Annotated in this window: 17 protein-coding genes; 4 read left to right on the forward strand and 13 right to left on the reverse strand. The window is 59.4% G+C overall.

The genetic code is table 11. The annotated features are described in order from the left end of the window. Nucleotides 1–153 precede the first annotated feature (153 nt). Nucleotides 154–1,707: a peptide MFS transporter gene (locus LGL98_RS04100; RefSeq protein ID WP_136029173.1), complete on the forward strand. Its 1,554-nt coding sequence runs from the start codon at nucleotides 154–156 to the stop codon at nucleotides 1,705–1,707. Nucleotides 1,708–1,891: 184 nt separating this feature from the next. Next, nucleotides 1,892–2,191 (forward strand): DUF1889 family protein, encoded by a 300-nt coding sequence (locus LGL98_RS04105; RefSeq protein ID WP_002916274.1) that lies wholly within the window; start codon nucleotides 1,892–1,894, stop codon nucleotides 2,189–2,191. A 262-nt stretch (nucleotides 2,192–2,453) separates the two neighbouring features. Here LGL98_RS04105 and LGL98_RS04110 read toward each other — a convergent pair whose 3' ends face one another. Genes LGL98_RS04110 through LGL98_RS04125 form a run of 4 tightly spaced genes read right to left on the reverse strand, consistent with a single transcriptional unit; the run spans nucleotide 2,454 to nucleotide 7,153 of the window. Beyond that, nucleotides 2,454–3,902: an MdtP family multidrug efflux transporter outer membrane subunit gene (locus LGL98_RS04110; RefSeq protein WP_023286854.1), complete on the reverse strand. Its 1,449-nt coding sequence runs from the start codon at nucleotides 3,900–3,902 to the stop codon at nucleotides 2,454–2,456. Beyond that, on the reverse strand, nucleotides 3,899–5,836 hold the full coding sequence (gene mdtO, locus LGL98_RS04115) for a multidrug efflux transporter permease subunit MdtO (RefSeq protein WP_136029175.1): 1,938 nt from the start codon (nucleotides 5,834–5,836) through the stop codon (nucleotides 3,899–3,901). Before mdtO ends, LGL98_RS04110 begins: the two co-directional genes overlap by 4 nt. Nucleotides 5,837–5,848: 12 nt before the next feature. Further along, on the reverse strand, nucleotides 5,849–6,874 hold the full coding sequence (mdtN, locus tag LGL98_RS04120) for a multidrug transporter subunit MdtN (RefSeq protein WP_136029177.1): 1,026 nt from the start codon (nucleotides 6,872–6,874) through the stop codon (nucleotides 5,849–5,851). 6 nt (nucleotides 6,875–6,880) lie between these two features. Continuing rightward, the gene (locus LGL98_RS04125) at nucleotides 6,881–7,153 is read right to left on the reverse strand and encodes a YtcA family lipoprotein (protein WP_002916204.1); all 273 of its coding nucleotides are present in this window, start codon (nucleotides 7,151–7,153) and stop codon (nucleotides 6,881–6,883) included. 205 nt (nucleotides 7,154–7,358) lie between these two features. Between LGL98_RS04125 and yjdI the strand changes: the two genes are divergently transcribed. Together yjdI and LGL98_RS04135 are read left to right on the forward strand one after the other, a co-directional pair. Next, a complete protein-coding gene (gene yjdI, locus LGL98_RS04130) occupies nucleotides 7,359–7,589 on the forward strand; it encodes a 4Fe-4S mono-cluster protein YjdI (RefSeq protein ID WP_136029179.1) in 231 nt (76 codons plus the stop codon). An 11-nt stretch (nucleotides 7,590–7,600) separates the two neighbouring features. Next, nucleotides 7,601–7,873 carry a GNAT family N-acetyltransferase gene (locus tag LGL98_RS04135; protein ID WP_002916201.1) on the forward strand — a complete coding sequence of 91 codons (273 nt, stop codon included), beginning with the start codon at nucleotides 7,601–7,603 and terminating at the stop codon, nucleotides 7,871–7,873. Between the two features lie 42 nt (nucleotides 7,874–7,915). Here the strand turns inward: LGL98_RS04135 and LGL98_RS04140 are convergent, their stop codons facing one another. The 9 genes from LGL98_RS04140 to fimE all read right to left on the reverse strand — a co-directional run bounded on the left by LGL98_RS04140 (nucleotide 7,916) and on the right by fimE (nucleotide 16,990). Beyond that, nucleotides 7,916–9,328: an EAL domain-containing protein gene (locus LGL98_RS04140; protein ID WP_136029182.1), complete on the reverse strand. Its 1,413-nt coding sequence runs from the start codon at nucleotides 9,326–9,328 to the stop codon at nucleotides 7,916–7,918. Further along, a complete protein-coding gene (locus tag LGL98_RS04145) occupies nucleotides 9,325–10,230 on the reverse strand; it encodes a fimbrial protein (protein WP_004151788.1) in 906 nt (301 codons plus the stop codon). The genes LGL98_RS04140 and LGL98_RS04145 overlap by 4 nt, the downstream gene beginning before the upstream one ends. A gap of 17 nt (nucleotides 10,231–10,247) precedes the next feature. Continuing rightward, nucleotides 10,248–10,733, reverse strand: a complete 486-nt coding sequence (gene fimG, locus LGL98_RS04150; protein ID WP_073901412.1) for a type 1 fimbrial minor subunit FimG — start codon at nucleotides 10,731–10,733, stop codon at nucleotides 10,248–10,250. 27 nt (nucleotides 10,734–10,760) lie between these two features. Further along, a complete protein-coding gene (gene fimF, locus LGL98_RS04155; RefSeq protein ID WP_073901323.1) occupies nucleotides 10,761–11,288 on the reverse strand; it encodes a type 1 fimbrial adaptor subunit FimF in 528 nt (175 codons plus the stop codon). Between the two features lie 10 nt (nucleotides 11,289–11,298). Then, nucleotides 11,299–13,911, reverse strand: a complete 2,613-nt coding sequence (locus LGL98_RS04160) for a fimbrial biogenesis usher protein (RefSeq protein ID WP_136029184.1) — start codon at nucleotides 13,909–13,911, stop codon at nucleotides 11,299–11,301. A gap of 81 nt (nucleotides 13,912–13,992) precedes the next feature. Further along, complete coding sequence (locus LGL98_RS04165) at nucleotides 13,993–14,679, reverse strand: fimbria/pilus periplasmic chaperone (protein WP_004144024.1); 687 nt, start codon at nucleotides 14,677–14,679, stop codon at nucleotides 13,993–13,995. A 67-nt stretch (nucleotides 14,680–14,746) separates the two neighbouring features. Further along, nucleotides 14,747–15,283 (reverse strand): type 1 fimbrial minor subunit FimI, encoded by a 537-nt coding sequence (fimI, locus tag LGL98_RS04170; protein WP_032442498.1) that lies wholly within the window; start codon nucleotides 15,281–15,283, stop codon nucleotides 14,747–14,749. 70 nt (nucleotides 15,284–15,353) lie between these two features. Next, complete coding sequence (gene fimA / locus LGL98_RS04175; protein ID WP_136029186.1) at nucleotides 15,354–15,902, reverse strand: type 1 fimbrial major subunit FimA; 549 nt, start codon at nucleotides 15,900–15,902, stop codon at nucleotides 15,354–15,356. 491 nt (nucleotides 15,903–16,393) lie between these two features. Then, the gene (gene fimE / locus LGL98_RS04180; RefSeq protein WP_029670432.1) at nucleotides 16,394–16,990 is read right to left on the reverse strand and encodes a type 1 fimbria switch DNA invertase FimE; all 597 of its coding nucleotides are present in this window, start codon (nucleotides 16,988–16,990) and stop codon (nucleotides 16,394–16,396) included. Nucleotides 16,991–17,335: the final 345 nt, after the last annotated feature.

Genomic DNA, 17,335 nt, shown 5'->3' on the forward strand with positions numbered 1-17,335 from the left:
TAAAAAGGGAAGGTAAGGGGCTGGACAAAACCATTGTGTGGTTATCAAATGGTTAAAAATGCTCGCGTTTGATGTTAATGCAAACAAATTATAAATCGTCAGCCTGCTTTATACGGTTAACTTGCGCTGCGGCGCACCTTACCTGGAGAATTTATGCATTCCTCTGTTAATAAAAACGAAAGCCGTACCTTTTTCGGCCATCCTTATCCGCTGGGCTCCCTGTTCTTTACTGAAATGTGGGAGCGTTTCTCGTTTTACGGCATCCGTCCTTTATTGATCCTGTTTATGGCGGCGACGGTATACGACGGCGGCATGGGCCTGGCGCGGGAGAACGCCTCGGCGATCGTCGGGATTTTTGCCGGCAGTATGTATCTGGCCGCGCTGCCGGGCGGCTGGCTGGCGGATAACTGGCTTGGCCAGCAACGCGCCGTCTGGTACGGCTCTATCCTGATTGCCCTGGGCCACCTGTCGATCGCTCTGTCGGCATGGCTGGGCAATGACCTGTTCTTTATCGGTCTGATGTTTATCGTCCTGGGTTCCGGGTTGTTTAAAACCTGTATCTCGGTGATGGTAGGCACCCTGTATAAAAAGGGCGACGCGCGCCGCGACGGTGGTTTTTCGCTGTTCTACATGGGGATCAATATCGGCTCGTTTATTGCGCCATTGATCTCTGGCTGGCTTATCAAATCGCATGGCTGGCACTGGGGCTTCGGCATCGGGGGGATCGGGATGCTGGTGGCGCTGATCATTTTCCGTCTCTTTGCCGTACCGTCGATGAAGCGCTATGACGCGGAGGTCGGCCTCGATTCCACCTGGAACAGCCCGGTGGCGAAAAAGAATGGCGTTGGGGCGTGGCTGCTGGCGCTGGCCCTGGGGGTGGCAGTGCTGGTCACGCTCATTAGCCTGGGCACGATCGTGATTAACCCGGTGGCGGTGGCCAGCGTGCTGGTCTATGTGATTGCCGCCTCCGTAGCGCTCTATTTCATCTGGCTGTTCGTCTTCGCCGGACTCAACCGTAAAGAGCGGGCGCGCCTGCTGGTGTGCTTTATTTTGCTGGTCTCGGCGGCCTTTTTCTGGTCCGCGTTTGAACAGAAACCGACCTCCTTCAACCTGTTTGCTAACGACTACACCAACCGGATGATCGGTGATTTTGAGATCCCCGCGGTCTGGTTCCAGTCGATTAACGCCTTATTTATCATTCTCCTCGCGCCGGTATTCAGCTGGGCGTGGCCCGCGCTGGCACGTAAAAATGTTCGTCCGGGCAGTATGACCAAATTCGTGATTGGCATCCTGTGCGCAGCGGCGGGCTTTGGCCTGATGATGCTGGCGGCGCAGAACGTCCTGAGCAACGGCGGGGCCGGTGTGTCACCGCTGTGGCTGGTGGGCAGCATCCTGATGCTGACGCTCGGTGAGCTGTGCCTGAGCCCGATTGGGCTGGCGACCATGACTCTGCTGGCGCCGGAGAGAATGCGCGGCCAGATGATGGGGCTGTGGTTCTGCGCCAGCGCGCTGGGTAACCTGGCGGCGGGCCTGATTGGCGGTCATGTGAAGGCCGATCAGCTGTCGCTGCTGCCGGACCTCTTCGCCCGCTGCTCCATTGCGCTACTGATCTGCGCCGCCGTGCTGGCCGTGCTGATTGTCCCGGTCCGCCGGATGCTGGAGAACAGTCAGTCCAGCGCCGCGCAAAAATCCGTCAGCAACGCCTGACGCAAGCCTCAGGCCGGCCCGGTGGGGCCGGCTTGTTTTTTGTCCAATCCCCGCCCCAGCAGAACCAAATCCCCTTTTCTCAATGCGCGATGTCCCATAACGTGAGCGTGTTCTTTGAAATCACGTCGCTTTCCGGTCCATAGTGTAGTCAGGTTTATTATGTGGTTAATATAAGGACACACCTATGCCAGCAGTCATTGATAAAGCATTGGATTTCATCGGTGGTATGAATACGTCTGAGCCAGTACCACAGTCTATGGATGAAAGTACCGCGAAGGGAATTCTCAAATATTTAAAAGAACTGGGCGTACCTGCCACCCCAGCCGACGTCGCTGCGCGTGGCCAACAGCAGGGCTGGAGCGCCGGGTTTACCGACAAAGTGGCGGAGTGGGCTGAACGGGTCGCCGCCGGCGAACGGCTGGTGATTAAGCATCCGGAATTCTTTTCCACCTATATGCGGGAAGAGCTGCGCGCCCTGGTGTAATCGCCGCGCATCCACCCCGCCTCTTCAGCTTAATGCCTTCCCATCGGGGAAAGCATTCTGGTGGATGACAAACCCGTTTCGTTATTGTACTCGCCTTTCTGCCGGGTGGCGGCTTTCGCCTTACCCGGCCTACAAAAAAATGCAATATCAGACAGTTATGCAGTTAGTTGTAGACCGCGCAAGCGCAGTGCCGCCGGGCAATCTCTGAAGATTGCACATTGTCTGCAGTCTGAATGCCTTCCCCTCGGGGAAGGCATTTTTGTTACTGGCCGCGGTAGCCGCCGCCCAGGGCTTTGATCAGGGTAATGTCGGTGCTCAGCCGCTGGGCCTCAATGTCCAGCAGCAACAGCTGCTGGGCGAGGACCACCCGGCGGGCTTCTTCGGCGGCGTAGCGGCTGAGCAGGCCGCGCTGATAATGGGCGCGAGCGCTATCGGTGGTGGTCTGCGCCGCGGTGACTTTCAGCTGCTGCAGCGCGCGCTGCTGATTCAGGTCGTTAAGCTGGCTGGAGCTGATGGCGACATCGCGAACCGCGTCCAGCACCGCCTGGTTGTACTGTTTGATCAGGATGTTGCTGGCGGTGCGTACCGACTGCAGATTAGCGTTCAGACGACCGCCGTCGAAGATCGGCAGATACAGCCCGGGCAGCAGGTTGATCTGCTGGAAAGAGGACTTAAACAGATCCCCGACGCTTAGGGCGTTATAGCCCCAGAACGCTTTGATATCAAAATGGGGATAGAAGGCCGCTTTCGCCGCATCGACCTGGCTCAGGGAGGCGGTGACGTAGCCCCGCAGCGCCTGCAAATCCGGACGACGGGCCAGCAGCTCGAAAGAGAGCGACGGCGGCAGCGTCTCCTGGAGTGCCGGTAGCGCCACCGGATGGATGGCCGGCATGCTCTGCGCATCGGCGCCGATCAGCGCCCGCAGGGTTTCACGATACTGGGTCAGCATCCCCTCGGCGCTAATGATCTGCTGGCGAGCGGCGAGCTGTTCGGCCTGGGCGTTGGCCACATCCACACTGTCTTCCAGGCCGCGCCGGGTCCGGTGCTCATGGGCTTCCACCGAGAAGCGGGCAATGCCCTCCAGCTCCTGCAGCAGCGCGATTTTCTGGAACGTCGCCTGCATGGCGAAATAGAGCTGTGCCACGCTGCTGGCGATGTCGAGCTCAATGCCGGCGGTCTCCGCCAGCCGGGCGTTTTTCTCGCCAATTGCCGCGGCGACCCGGGCGCGATCGGCCCCCCAGAGATCGATATTCAGCTGCGCCCCGACGCCAACGGTATTCAGCGTATACCAGGGGCCGTTTTTATCCACCGGCAGGGAGTAGGAGTAGGGCCAGCTAAAGGATTTGTCGGTGATCCGCAGGCGGTTTTGCGCCGCGACGGCGGTGGCCTGCAGGCCCATCGCCGACCGGGCGAGCTCCACCGTGGACTGCGACTGGGAGATGCGCAGCCGAGCGGCCTGCATGGTCGGCGAGTTCTGCAGCGCCCGGTTGATCAGCATATTGAGCTGAGGATCATCATAGGCCTCCCACCAGCGGGCTGCCGGCCAGTCGCTGTTCGCCAGGTGGATCACCTGCGCCAGCTGGGCCTGCTGCGGATTGACGATGGCGACCTGGGCAGGCTCATCCTGGATCAACGCGCAGCCGCTGAGCAGCGTCAGCGTCAGGGTAAAAAGAGTGCCGCGCAGCCGCGCGGAGAAAGGAAGGATCATCATGACGTTTTAGCCTGTTGCTCAGTCGCGATCGGTGTCTGGCCCCAGTCGGGCAGGGCGGCCAGCGCGGCGGCCAGCGCCGGGCCAAAGGGATTGCGGAGGTCGACGGACAGCTGTTCGCCAGGCGCCGTCGCCTCCTGTTCGATACGTTCAGCGTAGCGCCGCAGCTGTTCGGCGCAGCGGGCCAGGGTCGGGTCTCCCGGCGCGGCGTTGAGTCGGTACCCTTCGCTGAGGCGGGCGATCTCCTCGGCCTGGGCGAGGGTGGCGCGCATCGGCCAGCCTTTCGCCTGGGGCCAGGGGTGAGCATATGTGCCCAGCGGTTCGGCGCGAACCCGGTGGATCAGCGCTTCGCTGTCAGTGAAGGCGACAAACAGAGGAGCCAGCGGAACCGCCTCCTTCGGGGCGGCGAGGCAGTCCGCCAGCCGGCGATAAAGTGCCGCAAGGCGGGTTTTCAGCTGCGGCGCTTCGCTGTCCGGCCAGAGATACAAATGAACAATGGAGGAGACCATCACCCCGAGCAGGATGCCCAGCACCCGATCCCGCAGCTCGGTAAGGTTCGTCAGCGGACCAAACCAGCTGAGGAAGGCCAGTGCAAAGGTGAAACCAATCTGGATCCCGGCGTAGGCGATACGCTCCGAGCCGGCGGCAATCCACGCCGCCAGCGCCAGCACCGGCAGGGACATCGCCAGCAGTCCCGACAGCGAATCGGTATAGGGCTGAACAAAGACAATTAACAGCAGCGCCAGCAGGGTGGCGAGCAGCGCCCCGCCGATGCGCAGCCACGTCTTCTGCATCGTGGCGCCCAGACCCGGCTGGGCGACGATGACGCAGCTCAGCATAATGGTGTGCAGCCCCTGCCAGTCGGCAGCGGTATAGAAGACATAGCAGATTAGCGTCGCCAGCAGGGTCTTGAGCGCAAAATGGAGATAGGCCGGGTTGCGCCAGGCGTCCGGCGCCAGCAGAGGCGCCTTCTCCACTTCCCCCTGCGGCAGGGCAACGGATTCACCCTGCGCCAGCTGCTGCAGAAGGGAAGCCATCTCCTGCAGAACCGCGCGATTAATGCCACGACCGCTGAGCGCCAGGGGAGGAATAGCGCCGTCAAACGGCCCCTCGCTAAGGGCGTTCTTCAGCTGCAGTACCGCCAGCGACAACTGCTGGCGATCGTCGCTATCGGCCTCGTCTGCTTGCAGCAGGGCCGCCAGCTGGTAGCAGCGCAGAGTGGCGGCCAGCCGCGATCGCCAGGCCTGGGGATCGGCGGCGATCTCCGGTGTCGCCCGGCTGGCCTGGGCCAACAGCGACTGCAGCTGGTTGAACTGCGCGGCGGTCTCGCCGACGGTCGGTGACGTTTTTGCGTCCGGGGCCGCCAGCCGGCTGGCGACCTCCTGCAGCATCTCCGCCAGGCGCGCCTTAAACTGGTTGCCGGGAAAGGCCTGCTGAAAACAGGCGTTGACCAGCAAAGTGACGAGGATCGCGGTGTTAATCGCCACCCACAGCCAAAGCAGCAGCCGCACCAGGATCTCGCTCTGGCTGGTCATCGACGGGAAGGTCTGAGCGTAAATCACCGCCAGCGCCACCACGAAAAAGGCCAGTCCCAGCTTGCCCAGCACCCGCATCAGATAGAGGGCGCAGAAAAAGAGCGCCACGGAGGCCGCCAGGCGGATCAGCGGGTAGTCATAGGTCCACTTGATGATCAGCAGCACGCCGCCGAGCGCCACGGTGACGGTGACAAAAAAGACCACGCTGACCAGCTTAATCATCAACACGTTAGGCTGGCTGACGTAGAACACGACGATCAGCGCAACGGCCAGGAAAGGGATCTGCAGGGTCATAAACAGGGTGATGAGCACCGCGCAGCTTAGCGTCAGGCGCAGCGTGTAGCTGGCGCGTCCCGGCGCGTCGCGCAGTTCCTGGCGTAAAAAATGGGCGAGAGGAAACATAGCGTCGCCCGGCTACGGCTGCAGTACGGCGCTGGCCGAGGCGCCCATGCGGAACAGTTCCGGGTCGGGATCGCTGACGGCGATTTTCACCGGGAAGCGCTGCGAGACGTGGACCCAGTTAATGCTTTTCTGGATCAACGGTAGCCCTTCGATGACGCTCCCACCTTCGGGCAGGACCCCGGAGCCGACCGAATCCACCACCCCGCTAAAGGTCCGGTTGTGGTTGGTCATCACGGTGATCCGCGCCGCCACGCCGGGGCGCACGTTATTCAGGTCGGTTTCGCGGAAGTTCGCGATCACATACCAGCGGTCGTCATCCAGCAGGGTGAAGACCGGCTTCAGCGCCGAGGCGTACTGGCCGACGGTGGTTTTCAGCGCCACCACCACGCCGTTGAACGGCGCGCGCACTTCGGTAAATTCCAGATGCAGTTCAGCGAGGGCGATTTGCGCCAGGATCCCGGCGCGTTGCGCCACCATGGCATCCACGCCGGTCACGGCCGCCGAGGCCTGCCTGGCCTGCAGCAGCGTGGCCTCCAGCTCCGCCCGCGCCGCTTTCTCAGCGGTGCGCGCCTGATCGAGATCTTCCTGGGAAGCGAACCCCTGCGGCACCAGCGGCTCAAGGCGGATACGCGTGGAGGTGGTCTGCTTAACCAGCGCTCTGGCGCGCTCGACGGCGGCCGCCACCGACTGGGCGTTATACTCCTGCGCTTTGATGGTGCGCTGGGTCAGCATGATCTGCGCGTCGAGGGTCGTCAGCCGGGCTTTCGCGTCATCGAGCATTGCCTGATAGGGGCGGGGGTCGATGCGGAACAACAGATCGCCTTTTTTCACCCGCTGGTTATCGCGAATGGGCATCTCCACGATGCGTCCGCTGACCTCGGGCACTACATCGATGGTATCGGCATAGACATAGGCGTCATTGGTCTCCGGCGAGGTTTGCAACTGCCAGATAACGAGGATCAGCGCCAGGATGGCGGCGAGGACCAGCGCCAGCAGAGGCCACTTTTTGCGTAACAGGGGAGTGCGGGAAGTTGTCATAAGCGATCAGTGAACAAAAAACAGAAACCACAGCAACGTGGCGAACAGGAACATCAGCGCGACGTAGCTGAAGACCAGGGGAGAAAAGCGCGGCTGCCAGCCTTTACGGGTAATCAGGATATGGCAGGGGATCAGTAAAAACGCACCGCCCAGTAAGCAGAAAAACCAGCCGGGAAAAGCGGCGCCCAATACCGGGATCTCTGGCGAAAGTGAGCAGCCGGAAAGCGGCAAGACGAGCAGTAACCGCGCCGGGCGGGCGATGGTGGCAATATGATTCAATGGAACATCCCTGAGTGATCATACCAGTGTGTCATGAGTGTAATCGCCTCGTTGCGGGAATGAAAGTCAACCGATCGTTGACTGCGGGATCCTTGCGCGATGGGAGAGCATGATGTGAGGCGTCAATTCCCGCGCTTGCGCATAGTCAGCCGCCACGGCGAGGGCTATGCTTAGCCTGAAAGATAAAAACGACCGAGGCAATGTTATGGATAAGGAATTACTGGAAGCCGGCTACCGGGCCTACACCGGGGAGAAAATCGACGTCTACTTTAATACGGCGATCTGTCAGCATTCGGGGAACTGCGTGCGCGGCAGCGCCAGGCTCTTCAATCTGAAGCGTAAGCCGTGGATTATCCCGGATGAAGTGGATGTCGCGACGGTGGTTAAAGTGATTGATACCTGCCCGAGTGGCGCTCTGCAATATCGTCATAAATAAGCGAGGAGAAGATGGAAATACTGGAAGGGCATAACAAATTTTATGTTAACGACGCGCAGGGAAACCAGGTGGCGGAGATTGTTTTTGTTCCCACCGGCGAACACCTCAGCATTATCGAACATACCGATGTTGATCCCAGCCTGAAAGGCCAGGGCGTGGGGAAACAGCTGGTGGCGAAGGTAGTGGAAAAAATGCGCCAGGAGCAGCGGAAGATTATCCCTCTCTGCCCGTTTGCCAAACATGAATTCGATAACACCCGCGAATACGACGATATTCGCGCATGACGTACCGGCACCGGTGCTAACCGGTGCGCTTTTCTCGCACCCTCAACGATCCGCCGGATCGCGCTGGTGGGAAAAGCGGCGGATCAGATCCGGGAGATGTTCGCGCCGCATCGGTGGTGAAAACAGATAGCCCTGGAAGCGATCAATCCCCAGCGATTTTAACTGCGTAAATTTCGCCAGTGAATCCACCCCTTCCGCCACACAGCGGCTGTCGCTTAACTGGCAGTAGTAGGCCAGGCTTTTTATTAGCGCAAGCGCCTTTGGATCGTGCTGGGCGTCGTTGACGATGCTCATATCCAGTTTATACGCATTGAAGTGCAGTCGACGCGCCGGAAAGATAACGCTCCCCTGAGAAAAGCAGTCGTCCAGCATCACGCGCACGCCAGCACGTTGCAGCTGCGCCACGTGGGCGGCGGAGCGGCTCTGATGGCGAAAATCGATAGTTTCAGCATATTCCAGCACCAGCCTTGCCACTCCCTCTGGCTGCCGAAGCTGCTGGCGAGCGGCTTCCACCATCCGCAGCAGGCTGTCACTGGCGGCGAGCGAGGAGGGTATGTTGACCGAAAAATAGAAGGTGCCTGGATACTCATTAATATTCTGCACGGCCTCCTGCAGAACAAAGGCCGTAAGCAGCAGCCAGACGTAGTCGGCGCGGAACCGCGGCAGAAAGGTCTGGGGATGAAGAACCTGGCCGCGGTGGCGCCAGCGGACCAGGATCTCCACCCCCTGTAGCTGTGAGCGACTATCGACGATAGGTTGAAAAACCGGAAAGACCTGGCGATCGTGAATCGCTTGTACCCATTCCTGTTCAAACGCCGTCAGTGCGTTTGCGGGTGAGCGCGGCAGCAGCGTGCGCGGAAAGCGGGGGGCCAGATGCGGATGACATTCCACCAGCTTTTTCACCCCGGCCAACCGCTGGGTGTAGAGCGTTTTCTGGCTCAATCCGAGACGTTGGGCCTGCTCGCCTATCGTCTGCCCTTGCAGCAGGGCGAGGATCACCTTGAGCTCGGCGTGGGTCAACCCGACGACCCGTTTTCCCTGGAGCAGGGCGGCTTCGCTGGCAAGCCGCTCAAGCCGCGGTGCATTCTCCAGCTGATGGGCCAGCTCCGCGCAGGACAGATCGGCGGGGGCAGTATGGACGTTGCGCAGACGATCCGGATGACTCACCTGATAGAGCAGCGTTTGCCACAGCCAGATGGCCGGGCTGCGGCTCAGAATCAACATCGGTAACGGCGGCAAGGCCTGGTCGAGTAGCCTGGCCGCCTGGCGCAGCGTGGTGAGCATCCACAGGGGATCGTCAGGCAGATACACCACGATCCGCTTCACGGCGGCCAGCTCGCGCAGGGACACGCCCTCGACCGGCAGCTCAGCGGGCCGCTTCGCGGCCTTCAGCATCAGCTGGCTCAACCCGCAGGCGGCCAGCGAGCAGGGCGAGAGGATATAATCGGTCATCATTGATAGACAAAGGTAATGCCGATGATCGACTGCACGTTGCCGGCGGTAACCTGGCCTGTGGTCCGGGCATAGGTGGCCGTCAGGCCGAGGTTGACCGGCGAGGTACCGACGGTGCCCAGCGAGACCGTGCTGTTCGCCGGGACGGCGCTGCCGTTGCGCGTCAGCTGAACGCCTATCCCCTGCGCCGGCGAGGCGGAGGCGGTATTGGTGAAGATCGCGTTGGCGCTGTCCGCGGTGGTGCCGGAGAGGTAATACCCCAGTTGCTGGCTTTGCGCGCAGTGGACGGTGAGCGGCACGGCCATCGAGCCCGGGTAGTCGGGGAGGGTGACGGTGACATCGCGGGCGGAGACGTCGCAGCCGCCGGTGGGGACCACCACGTCGTTATTAGCGTAGATGTTCCAGATGAACTGGAAGGAGTCGCTATTGTAGTTGTTGGTCTGATGCAGGATCAGCACCGCGATTAACGATCCTGCGGTGATGGCCACCCCGCCGGCAGTGCTCACCGGCGTCAGATACAGGACGGCCGGCCAGGGTTTATCGGTCCGTGAATCATAAATCACCCGCGCGGTTTCTGTGGTGGTCGGGAACGGGTAAGAGGTGCCGTTATATTTCACGGTGCCTGAAAAACTCGACAGCACACCGCCATAGGCGGATCCGCGCTGCAGGGTCACGTAGTCGGTGATCGTTTCCGGATAGTCGTTATGGCAAAAAATCTGCGTGGAGAGGTCGACTACCAGGTTTTGCCCGACGTTCACCGCCGGGGTCAGGTTAACGTAGACGTTGGCTGACCCGCCGCCGATGGGGATCGTCGCCCCGGTGGCCGTTTTGCAGGCAAAGGACCAGGCGTTCATCGACCAGCCCAGCAGCAGCAGGGTGGTGAACAGGGGGATTATTTTTTTCATCATGATGCTCTCCTGGCTCAGGCGTAGGTATAGGTGACGTTAATCACCGCCTGAATGGTGCCTTGCGTGGCGCCGCCGTTGACGGACAGCGCCCTGACCTGCAGCGGGAAGCGAGCGGACTGGCTGGTCTCATCCACCTGTACCGACTGGCTGCTGCCATTGTTCAGCGTGGTGCCGTCCTCGTTCTGCAGTTCGAGCTGAATATTGCCCGCCGTTCCCTGGTTTTTGTAATAGCCGGTGCTGTCCGCCGTTCCGCTGAAGGTGGCTTTCACCCGTGAAGTACCCACGGGGCAGTTGCTCAGATCCAGCGCCACGCTGTGCCAGGCCGATGCCGAGCCCGCACCGATCAGGCTAAAGGTATAGAGATCGCCCAGCTCGACGGTGGCATTGACGGTGGAAACCGTGCAGGGTCTGGCCACCACCTTGCCGTTGACGGTGAGAGTGACGTCGGCCGCCCGCAGGGAAGCGCTCGCGGTTAACAGGCCGGCCAGCAGCCAGCCCACATGAGTCCATTTCATTTCAGCCTCCGCTTACTGAAATTCCAGGGTGAATGTCGCTGTCGCATTGACATGCCCGGCGGTGACGGGCACCTGAGTGGCCATCAGCCGGGCGTAAAAGTTGAGAATGTTGGTCTGGCCCGGCGTCAGCGTGGTCCAGGACATGGCTGACGACGGCGCATTGACCGGCAGCCGGGACTGCTGCTGATCGAGAATTTCCACCCCCATTCCTGCCGCCGCCGAGGCCCCGGCATCGAGTTTTAACAGGCTGGTGTTGACGCTGTCCGCCACGCCGGTGAAACCGACCTTCACCGCGGTGACGGAAGTGCCGCAGGGCGACAGCACGATGCGGAACGGCACCGGCGGCGTCGTCGCCCCAACGGCATAAAACTGCTTCGCGGCGTTATCCTGTAAATCGACAGTAAAATCCTTCGATTCGCCGGCTACCGCGCAGGCGTTATCGCGGACATAGCCGCTGATGGTGATCGTGCTATCGGCGGCAAGCGCAGCCGGTGCGCCCAGGGTGAACAGGACGCCCAGAAGATACTGCAGTGTTCTCATCATGATCTCCTTAGCGACACGCGGCCGACAGCTGGCTGAGCGCCTGCTGCTGACTCTCCGGCGGCAGACGGTAATCGGCCACGCACTGAGCGTCCGGGCCATCGCCCCATTTCACCCGCACTTTGCCCGCCAGCGGCATCCCGCTCAGGTAGACCTGGCCGTTGTCCGCGACGATGCTGCCGCTCTGGTTGCTGTCGCCGGTGGCGAGGGCGCCAAACGGCACCGGTTTGCCGCGATGGGTCAGCGTCATCAGGATCTTCATCCCCACCTGCGCGTTAAAGTTGGCGCGAACAATCGCCCCATGGGTGGGCACCACGCTGACCACCGCATCGTCAAGGTCGACATTGTCCGCCAGGGTGTTGGTATCCAGCGCGATCCGGTTTTCGCGATACTCAGTGGCATAAGGCAGGACGGCATACCCGCGCCAGTCGGTGCGTACCCCGGTCTGGTTTTCCACTTTCACGCCGCCGGCGCCGGGGGCTTTCACCAGCACCACGGTATCGTTTAACGGTTGGCTCAGGGTGATGCCGTTGGCGTGCGCCAGCACGCCGCCGCTGACCCCGTAGTAGAGCTGTTTAAAGCCGTCGCTGCGGCTGTAGCCGACGTTGGCGTTGCCGTAGCCGCCGCGGTAGTTGAGGGCGGTGTAGCCTGTACTCCCGCTGTCGCCGTTGCCGCCGCTGGCATAGCCGGTCTGCACGCTATAGCTGAGGTTGTTGTCTTCGAGCAGGGTGCCGTACAGGCCCGCCAGATTGGTCATGCGGCCATTGAGATCGTGCGACAGGCTGTAGCTGGCGCTGGCGTGCCGCCAGACTGAGCGGCTGTCGGAACGCAGCCAGTGGCTGAAGGGGATATTGACATTGATCGCCAGCATCTGATCGCGCCCCTGCTGCCAGGCGTTTTTTGTCAGGCTGTAGCTTAGCGACCAGTTGATATCGTCCACGGCTGCGTTGAGGCCGGCCTGCAGCTGCTCATCGGCATCGTCGGTGCCCCAGTAGGTCTGGTGGCTACCGCTGAGATAGAGGGTGGCGGTACGCCCCAACTGCTGGGTCACGCTCAGCTGCACCTTGCCGCGCTTGCTGTAAGCCAGATTGTAGTAGTCGGTAAATTTGGGTTTTACCTGGATAACGCCGTCCTGGGTTTCCACGCTGTAGCCGCTCATCCGGCGGTAAGTGGTATCGGCAAAGTTATAATAGCCGCGGGTGGAGTAGCGATAGCCCACCAGCTGCAGGTTGGTTCCAGTCTCATCCAGGGATTTGTTATAGAGAAAACGCACCGACTGCCCCTGATGTTCGCTGTCGTCCGCCAGGGTGGCGTTGGCCTGAGTGATATCCAGCGACAGGGCGCCGAAATAGCCCATGTTTTTCCCCACCCCAAGGTTAAAGGCGCGATAGCGGTCTGCCAGCTGGGTGCCGCCGTAGAGCGTCCAGCCTGCAGGCAGGCCATGCATGGCCGTGCCCTGGAAAAAATCGGGCGTTTCCTGCTGACTGTTGCCGCTGCGGTACTCCCCGGCGGTGAGGGCGAAGCGGGTATGGCCTTCACGCTGGAGAACCGGCACCGTTGACCAGGGCACGCTGAAGACCTGGCGGGAGCCATCCGCTTCTTTGATCGTGACCTGCAGATCGCCGCCATTGCCCGCGGCGTAGAGATCGTCAATGGTAAACGGTCCCGGTGGCACCGTGCTCTGGTAGATTTCGTAGCCGTTTTGCCTGATTGACACCTGCGCCGTGCCGCGGGCGATCCCGTGGATCACCGGCGCAAAGCCTTTCTGGCTGTCCGGTAGCATATTGTCGTCGGAGGCCAGCTGGGCGCCGCGGAAGTTGATCCCGTCGAAGACATCGCCGTTGGTGTAGCTGTCCCCTAGGGTGAGTCGCGAACGCAGAGGCGTGATGTCCCGCTCAAGCCAGCTGTTAACGTGCTGCCAGCGATTCTCATTGGATGAGGAGCTACCGCCGCTGCTGTAGCTCCAGGTGCTATTATCGCGCAGACGCCAGGCGCCAATGTTCAGGCCGCTCTGTAGATTCAGATAGGCGTAACGGCTGCTGCCACCTGTGGTGTTATGGGCGTTATTGCCCGTGAAGTTATAGTTAATCAGCCCGGCGGTGATACCGTTATCCCACAGCTCCGGCGGAATATAGCCGCGCGCATGGTTACCCATAAATGCCTGGGGTACGGTGAGGTACAGGCGCTGCTGCCCGACGTCGAATCGCGTGGTAGCTTCGCTGATAAGCGTGGTCAGCGGCACGCAGGCCGTGCTGTCCAGCGTCGCCATGCCCGGCACCCGACCGGTATCCACCCCCATGCTCGCCAGCTGGCCGCGCGTCAGGCAGGGTGACAGACCGTGACCCTGGGCATCGGCCTGGAAAGTGACGTCCCGGGTGGTCATAAAACCATTGTTGAGATAAATATCGACGCGATAGGTGCCTGGCGGAACCTCCTGGCCTTTTTCAAATCCCGACAGGTCAGCCACCGCCGCCGGATCGTCAGCTAAAAAGCGGGGGTTAAAATAGAGGTCCGCCCGCGCGGCAAACGGCTGTGAGCAGAGCCACAGCGCCAGCGCCGGAGATACCAGGCGCCGGGCAGTTCGGCAACCTAAATGATCCAGTCCATATTTCCGATGTGACATTATCCCTCCGGTCCGACGTTGCCCGGCTGTCATTGCTTCTGGTCATGCGCAGCGTGTCCCGCGCGGCGGGGCGCTTCTGGGTTAGCGCAGCACGCCATTCATTTTCGGCGTCAGTGCGCCGTAATCATTAATCGTGCGATAGGTGATGGTGTTCCCGGCATCCGCGGGTAGCTTGACGCTGGTTTTGCCCATCGGTGGTACGAGGGCGTTCTCCAGAATGCGTGTCCCGGCGTTCAGTTCGGTCACCGTCAGGTAATAGGGGGTGGGGTTCGTCAGCGTCAGCGACGATCCGCTACGGCTAAAGGTCAGCTTTTCCGCCGCTTGATCCGGAGGCAGGGCCAGTTTCCCCGGACGGTAGTAGAGCTTGATGCGGCTGATAATCGCCAGCTGCAGGGTATTGTCGCTGAGCTTTGATTTATCCATCGAAGGGATCGCCTTCACGTTCATCCAGAACAAACTTTCCCGATCCTGTGGCAACTGGTTATTGGTGGCGTCGATAATGCGCAGGGTGTTCTCTTTTTTACCCTGCATGGCAAACAGCGGAGGAGTGATGACAAACCGGCCGTCTCGCTGACCATCGGCATTTTCCACCCATGACTGAATAAGCCAGGTACTGTTGTCATCATTATTGGTCACCGCGAGCTGGACCTGCTTCTGTCCCGCCGGGTAGATAACCCGGGTCGCGCCAAGCGCAACGCCCGCCTGCGCGCTGGCGCTAAAGATACTGGCGGCGAAAAGCACACATCCTGCCAGTAAGCCATGCGCCATCGTTGCCGTTTTTCTCACATTATCTCCTTGTCTGCTCACCGTGTTGTCCTGTTTGTCTGCGGATTAATTACTGATAGGTCAATGAGAACCAGGCCTGGGCATTGGCTGCACCGCCGGTGACCTGGCGTCCGGTCGCCCGATATTTGGCGACGAAATTTAGCGTCGTCGGTCCGCGGTAGAGTGATACCCAGCGATCCGCTGGACGATTGAGCGGGAGCTGCTGGCCCTGGCTGTCGAATAGCGCAATACCGATCCCGCTGGCGATCCCCGGACCTTCACCCACCGACAGCACGTCGGGGTTTTTTCCATCAGCCACGCCGTGAAAGGTCACTCCCACATGCTGGCTGACCGCCGTACTGCAATCCTGTAAATGAATCGCGAAAGGGATTGGGTTGCTGTCTTCGCCGACAGCATGAAATCGATTACTGCTGATCTGCCCCAGATTGACCGTCATCTGCCGATCGCCGGCTTCGACGCGGCAGGAGCTCGCCATTATCAGGCCCTGAAAACGCATGCTGCCCCCCGGCAGCGTGACGTTCCAATGATTACCGGCCAGCGCCAGCGGAGGCAGTAGCAGCAGCAGACCAGATTTCATTCCCTGCATCGTTTCACTCCGGTTGAAAATAGAGAGCGGGCCCTCCTGGCCCGAATAGCTTCCCTGCCTGACTCGGGTCTTACTCGTACTGCACTTTGAACGTGGCATCCGCGTTCGCGATACCAGCCGTCGCTGCGCCGGTCGCGTAGTAACGCGCCTGGAACGGAATGATGTTGGGGCCGTCATTCAGCGTGGTCGCGGCACTGAAGGTGGCGCCGTCCAGTGCCAGTGGCGTACCGGTATTGTCGAGGATCTGCACGCCGACGTTGGTCGCGCTGCCGGCGGCAGAGTTTTGCAGGGCCAGAACGGTGGTATTGGTGCTATCGATAGCGGTCCCGGAGAAGGCGACGGAAGCCTTGGTGGCTACCGTCGTGTCGCAATCATCCAGCTGGATGTTAAAACCAACGGCCGAACTGGTGCTCCCTGCCGTGGCCAGTTTCGCGGAACGCACCTGGCCTAACTGAACGATTTGATCGATAGAGCCGGCATCCACCGCACAGGCCGCATTAACGACTTCTCCTTTAAAATGCACGGTCCCGCCGTTGACCGTGGTGGTATCGGCCAGAGCTGCCGTGGAGCTCAGTGACAGGGCTGACACAACAATCATTGCCAGTGTTTTGATTTTCATACTGTTTTCCTTTGAACGATGTCGAAATAACGAACCGGATTGGCAGCCGTTGTGCCTTCCAGGCATTTCAGATTTCAGCCGAGTCGTCAGGCTGCCGGCTCTGCACAGTTTTCGCCCAATCGATGAGACAATTGGGGCCATTTTGACTCGTTGGGATAAATGATCTGTATTTTGTGTTAACTTGGTATTGTGTGGTTTTAAATTCTGCTAAATTTGATTTTTATGGTAATATAATCTGGTGTGGTGGGAGGGAGTGCAAAAGGAATCGCGATGGCGTTGGCGACGGATCGCCGATGCAGCAGAGATATAGTTAGAGAAAAGTGAGTAATTTCAGGTTTAAAAATAGATAATAATCAATGAGATATAATTTTTTTTGCGGAAATATGGCGCAGTGAGTTGCAAAATATGTCAAAACATTTTTATGATATAAACAGTTTGGCCCCAATTGACCTGTTCGTTATTTTTTTAATTCTTTAAAATCAATCTTTTAATTAATTTTTCGTCTTCTGGTCTTTTTCCTCTAAAAGATTATTTCTTTCCCAGATGCCAGCGAAACGTGCCGCATTACTGGCGGTGTAACGTACTGTGTGACGAATATTACGATGTCCTAGATAATCCTGTATCAAACGCGTATCTGTCCCTCTTTCCGCCAGTTCATAACCGCAGGCGTGACGCAGCATATGGGGGTGAGTGTGCGTGACGGTACCCGCATTTTCCCCGGCGGAGCGAATAATACGATACGCCTGCTGGCGGGAGAGCGCTGTACCGCGGCGGGAGATAAACAGTGCGTCCGTTTTGTCCGCCGCTTTCCAGCCGGCGCGGACCAGGCTCCAGCGCTCAATCGCCTCGCGCTCATCAAAACGCAGTGGATGAATCGTCGAAAAACCATTCTTTAATCGCCGCACATTAACCCGCCCTTCATGGAGATCCAGATCGTGATAATGCAGATCCAGCAGTTCGCTGATGCGCATGCCATGGCGAAAGGCCAGCAGAATGAGGCAGTAGTCCCGTTCGCCGGTAGGGCCCTGACGAGCAGCCTGCATCATGGCCTGAACTTCTTTGGCGGTTAGAAAACGACGTCGGTTCACAATAGTTGCTCCTGAAAATAGGTATGAATGACCGTCACAGCGAAACCATACGCCATGACGAAAAAGGTTCTGTAATGCTAAAACGGTACAGGGCGAAGATGATTAATCACGAATTGATAACATATTACATTGCCAGACACTAAAAATATCGTCGGGTGATAATTCTTAATTTTAAAGATTTTAATCATCGGCTCAATAGTATCTGCACGGGTTGCCGCCAGGTATATAAAATGAAAGGATATTTTTCATTACCAGCCGCTATTAAAAACACAGCCGCGGGAATTTTTTCCCACCAATAAATACCCAGTATTATTCCTGAGTAAACGCAGGGTTATATTAACTCTC

It is taken from the genome of Klebsiella africana (assembly GCF_020526085.1).
GTDB classification, from domain to species: domain Bacteria; phylum Pseudomonadota; class Gammaproteobacteria; order Enterobacterales; family Enterobacteriaceae; genus Klebsiella; species Klebsiella africana.

Excerpts from the sequence above, each read along its gene's own strand:
- LGL98_RS04100 (WP_136029173.1), top strand. The coding sequence starts at position 154 with ATGCATTCCTCTGTTAATAAAAACGAAAGCCGTACCTTTTTCGGCCAT.
- LGL98_RS04105 (WP_002916274.1), top strand. The coding sequence starts at position 1,892 with ATGCCAGCAGTCATTGATAAAGCATTGGATTTCATCGGTGGTATGAAT.
- LGL98_RS04110 (WP_023286854.1), bottom strand. The coding sequence starts at position 3,902 with ATGATGATCCTTCCTTTCTCCGCGCGGCTGCGCGGCACTCTTTTTACC.
- mdtO (WP_136029175.1), bottom strand. The coding sequence starts at position 5,836 with ATGTTTCCTCTCGCCCATTTTTTACGCCAGGAACTGCGCGACGCGCCG.
- mdtN (WP_136029177.1), bottom strand. The coding sequence starts at position 6,874 with ATGACAACTTCCCGCACTCCCCTGTTACGCAAAAAGTGGCCTCTGCTG.
- yjdI (WP_136029179.1), top strand. The coding sequence starts at position 7,359 with ATGGATAAGGAATTACTGGAAGCCGGCTACCGGGCCTACACCGGGGAG.
- LGL98_RS04135 (WP_002916201.1), top strand. The coding sequence starts at position 7,601 with ATGGAAATACTGGAAGGGCATAACAAATTTTATGTTAACGACGCGCAG.
- LGL98_RS04140 (WP_136029182.1), bottom strand. The coding sequence starts at position 9,328 with ATGATGACCGATTATATCCTCTCGCCCTGCTCGCTGGCCGCCTGCGGG.
- LGL98_RS04145 (WP_004151788.1), bottom strand. The coding sequence starts at position 10,230 with ATGAAAAAAATAATCCCCCTGTTCACCACCCTGCTGCTGCTGGGCTGG.
- fimF (WP_073901323.1), bottom strand. The coding sequence starts at position 11,288 with ATGAGAACACTGCAGTATCTTCTGGGCGTCCTGTTCACCCTGGGCGCA.
- LGL98_RS04160 (WP_136029184.1), bottom strand. The coding sequence starts at position 13,911 with ATGTCACATCGGAAATATGGACTGGATCATTTAGGTTGCCGAACTGCC.
- LGL98_RS04165 (WP_004144024.1), bottom strand. The coding sequence starts at position 14,679 with ATGGCGCATGGCTTACTGGCAGGATGTGTGCTTTTCGCCGCCAGTATC.
- fimI (WP_032442498.1), bottom strand. The coding sequence starts at position 15,283 with ATGCAGGGAATGAAATCTGGTCTGCTGCTGCTACTGCCTCCGCTGGCG.
- fimA (WP_136029186.1), bottom strand. The coding sequence starts at position 15,902 with ATGAAAATCAAAACACTGGCAATGATTGTTGTGTCAGCCCTGTCACTG.